General features: G+C 65.5%; 2 protein-coding genes and 1 pseudogene. 2 read left to right on the top strand and 1 reads right to left on the bottom strand.

Going from position 1 to position 3,853, the window contains the following annotated elements:
* Positions 1-996: a KpsF/GutQ family sugar-phosphate isomerase gene (locus PHC73_RS12200; RefSeq protein WP_300128649.1), complete on the bottom strand. Its 996-nt coding sequence runs from the start codon at positions 994-996 to the stop codon at positions 1-3.
* 397 nt (positions 997-1,393) lie between these two features.
* On the opposite strand from PHC73_RS12200, the gene PHC73_RS12205 reads away from it, so the two are divergent.
* Both PHC73_RS12205 and PHC73_RS12210 read left to right on the top strand, forming a co-directional pair.
* Complete coding sequence (locus PHC73_RS12205) at positions 1,394-3,211, top strand: DUF1302 family protein (protein ID WP_300128652.1); 1,818 nt, start codon at positions 1,394-1,396, stop codon at positions 3,209-3,211.
* 329 nt (positions 3,212-3,540) lie between these two features.
* Positions 3,541-3,853: pseudogene (locus tag PHC73_RS12210) on the top strand (DUF1329 domain-containing protein); the annotation flags it as partial.

The raw sequence follows: 3,853 nt of genomic DNA on the forward strand, positions 1-3,853 counted from the left end.
TCAGATCACGCCGGCGTCGAGCAGCGTGTGCATGTTCAGCGCGCCGATCAGTCGGCCGTCGGCGTCCTCCACCAGCAGCGCATTGATGCGCCGCTGTTCCATCAGCTGCGCCGCCTCGGCGGCCAGCACGTCTGGCCGGATGCGTACGCCGCCGGGCGTCATCACCTCGGCGATGCCGACGCTGCGCACGTTGTCGACCCGCTCGAGCACCCGCCGCAGGTCGCCGTCGGTGAAGATGCCTACCGCGCGCCCGTCATCGTCCACCACCGCGGTCATGCCAAGCCCCTTGCGGCTGATTTCCAGCAGCGCCTGCCCCAGGCTCGCGTCCTGTCGTACCGCCGGTACGCGCTCGCCTTTTACCATTACGTCCGCCACGTGCAGCAGCAGCCGCCGGCCGAGTTTGCCGCCCGGGTGGCTGCGCGAGAAATCCTCGCGCGAGAAGCCGCGCGTGTGCAGTAGCGCCACGGCCAGCGCGTCGCCCAGCGCCAGCGCCGCGGTGGTGCTGGCGGTCGGCGCCAGGCCCAGCGGGCAGGCCTCGCGCTCGACGCTGGCGTCGAGATTCACGTCCGCCTCGCGCGCCAGGGTCGAGCGCGGCTCGCCGGTGATGGCGATCAGCGGCACGCCCAGGCGCCGGATCATCGGCAGGATGAGTAGGATTTCGGCGGTCTCGCCGGAGTTCGACAGCGCCAGCACCACGTCTTGCGGCGTGATCATGCCCAGATCCCCGTGGCTGGCTTCGCCGGGATGCACGAAGAAAGCCGGCGTGCCGGTGCTGGCCAGGGTGGCGGCGATCTTGCCGCCGATGTGGCCCGATTTGCCCATGCCGAGCACCACCACCCGGCCGCGGCACTGCAGCAGCAGTCGGCAGGCGGTGACGAAAGGCTCGGCCAGGCGTGGCGCGAGGCGGCGAATCGCCTCGGCTTCGGTGTCGAGTACGTCCCGTGCCAGCTGCAGCAGCGTGGCCGGGTCGACCAGTGGGGTGTTGTCGGGGCGCATGGCTAGCGTTGGCGGTTCCGGGGAACGGTCGCGGATTATCACCACAGCGGCGCGCGCCTGTCGCCGCGGCCGCACATCCGGCAGTGGTGTGTCGCCGATTGTTGACAGCCGGTTTTGGGCGGTGATACGGTCCGCCACCGCGCCCGATTGGAGGTGGCCTGGATGGCCGCCAGCGGGCGGTCGAGGATGGCGAGGGGGGATCGATCACGGGAAGGGGTGCCCGTGTCGATCGTGGCGTTCCGTGCAGACATGTGTCGGGCCAGGCGGCATCAGCGGTCGTGTCCAAACGGCCGCTTGTGTAGTCGTGTCAGTGGCTCTTACCCCTCCTCATCCGTGACGGACGGCTTCGGGCGCAGCGTGCGTCCGGCACCGATTGGGATGTAACCGGGAGGGGACGATGAAACCAAGCAAGCATGCCGCGTCGCGGCACGGTCGTATCTGGGTGGCGGTGGCGGCGCTGGCCGCATCCGGCGCCGCCAACGCCGCCAAATTCCAGCTGTTCGACGGCGCCATCGAGGGGTCTTTCGACACCACCCTGGGCTATGGTCTGCAGATGCGGACCGAGAAGATGGACCCATGGCTGACCATTCCCGACAAGAGCCGCTGGGCCCCTGGTCAGACCAAGGACAGCCTGCTGCTCGGCAACAACCAATACGGCAACCGTAAGTTGTTCAACGAGAAGTGGGACATTTTCTCCAACATCGTCAAAGCTTCGCACGACCTGCAAATCGACGGCGGCGGCTGGAGCGCCTTCGTGCGTGGCAACTATTTTTATGACTTCGCCATGCTGGGCAAGGACGGCCAGCTGCCGCAGGCGGCCGAGAATCGCGCCATCAAGCACGGCGACATCACCGATGCCTATTTCCTGACCCGGTTCGGCACCACCGACCAATTCACGGTGCGCCTGGGCAAGCAGGTGATCTCCTGGGGCGAGAACACCTTCATCGGGCAATCGCTGAACGACATCAACACGGTCGACATCAGCAAGCTGCGCCAGCCCGGCATCGAGCTGAAGGACGCCCTGGTCGGCACCCCGGCGTTCGATTTCACCTGGCAGATCAGCGAGGCGGTGACCCTCGAAACTTTCGTGCTGTTCGGTTACGACGAGCTCAAGATAGACCCTTACGGCGGCTTCTTCGGCACCCAGGATGCCATCACCGATGGCGCCGGCTTCCCCAATGCGACGATGACCTTGCCCGCCATGCCGGGAGTGATCCCGGGGACCTACCGCTACTGCCAGTCGCCAGATGCGGTGGCGCCGGGCATCGGTACCTGTGACTTCGCCTTGGGCCCCATGCGCGTGCCGCGCTGGGGGGACGACATCCCCGGCTGGGGCGGGCAGTACGGCGTGGCGCTGCGCTACTATGCGCCAGGCTTGGGCAATGGTTTCGACTTTGGCCTGTACTACCAGAACCTGCACGACCACAACCCGCAGCTGTCGGCCTATGCAGGTCCGGCGGCCAACGCCAGCGGCCGGGTTGGCACCTACTTCGTCGACTACGCCAAGGACGTCGAGCGCTACGGCTTCAGTTTCAATACCACCGTCGGCTCCTGGGCGCTGGGCGGTGAGTACAGCTATCGTCGCAACGCGCCGATCCAGGGCACGGATTTCCTGGTGGTGGCGGCCACTGGCAGGGATCTGAGCGGTAACGCCTACGCTCCGGGCACCAAGTACGAGGGTTACGAGCGCTACAAGCGTCATCAGTTGCAGATGACCGCGCAGCGCCTGTGGGGGCCGATGCCGATGTTCCGCGCCGACCAGTGGAACACCATCGGCGAGGTGGCCTACGGCTGGGTGGATGATATGCCCGGCTACGACCTGGACGGGCACAGAAAGACGCCGACCGCGCTAATCCCCAAGGATGGTTTCACCCGTTTCGACGACCTCACCAACCATTTCTGGGGCCTGCAGGCGCGCTCCACGCTCACCTACAACAACATCCTGTTCAACCGCATCAACATGGACTTCAACACCGCCTTCCGCTGGGACGTGGAGGGTGTGTCGCCGGAGTTCGGCGGTGCGCAGTTGTTCGTCGGGGGGCGCAAGTCGTTGTCGCTGGGGGTGAATTTCGACTATGCGCTGAAGTGGAAGGTGGGTCTGAACCAGACTTTCTTCTTCGACGGCGACAACGACCAGTGGCGACCTAACGGCAGCCGGGTGATCAACAACACCGACCGCGATTTCCTGTCGCTGGACGTGAGCTACACGTTCTGACGTCAGCCAAGGCCGGCTTGGGTGGGTGGCGCCGGCGCCTTGAGTCATCGGTTCATGGGCGCTGCGGAGCGGTTAGGGCGTAACCGCGCGAGTTTGGGGATGCGCTGATTTATTCAGCGCATCCCACCCGGGGCAGGAAGCTGCGGCCTGATTCAAGGGCTTGCGCATTTGAATCAGGTCAGGCCGGAGCACGACGTCTCGGACCGAATCGATGGCGCAGCGCATCGGCTCGAAACGCGCGGTGCGGGCGTGGGTCACGCCGCCGCGAACTCGAAAACGAAAAACGCCGCGGTGAGCGTTTTTCAGACCTTTTCTCGAACGAGGGGTGTATGAAGAAGACGTTACCGATTTGTGCCGGCTTGGCGATCAGCTGTCTGACGGCGTTCGCCGCCAGCCCCGTCTCAGCCAAGGTGTCGGCCGAACAGGCTGCCAAGCTGGGTATCGAGGGCACCGAACTGACACCGCTCGGCGCCATTCGCGCCGGCAATGCCGACGGCAGCATCCCGGCCTGGGAAGGCGGCATCAAGGCGCCGCCTGCCGGTTATGAAGAGGGCAAGTGGTACGTCGATCCCTACAAGGACGACAAGGTGCTGTTCACCATCACGGCACAGAACTACCAGCAGTACCAGGACAAGCTGTCGC

It is taken from the genome of Immundisolibacter sp. (genome assembly GCF_028696615.1).
In the GTDB taxonomy this organism is placed as follows: domain Bacteria; phylum Pseudomonadota; class Gammaproteobacteria; order Immundisolibacterales; family Immundisolibacteraceae; genus Immundisolibacter.

Excerpts from the sequence above, each read along its gene's own strand:
- PHC73_RS12205 (WP_300128652.1), top strand. The coding sequence starts at position 1,394 with ATGAAACCAAGCAAGCATGCCGCGTCGCGGCACGGTCGTATCTGGGTG.
- PHC73_RS12200 (WP_300128649.1), bottom strand. The coding sequence starts at position 996 with ATGCGCCCCGACAACACCCCACTGGTCGACCCGGCCACGCTGCTGCAG.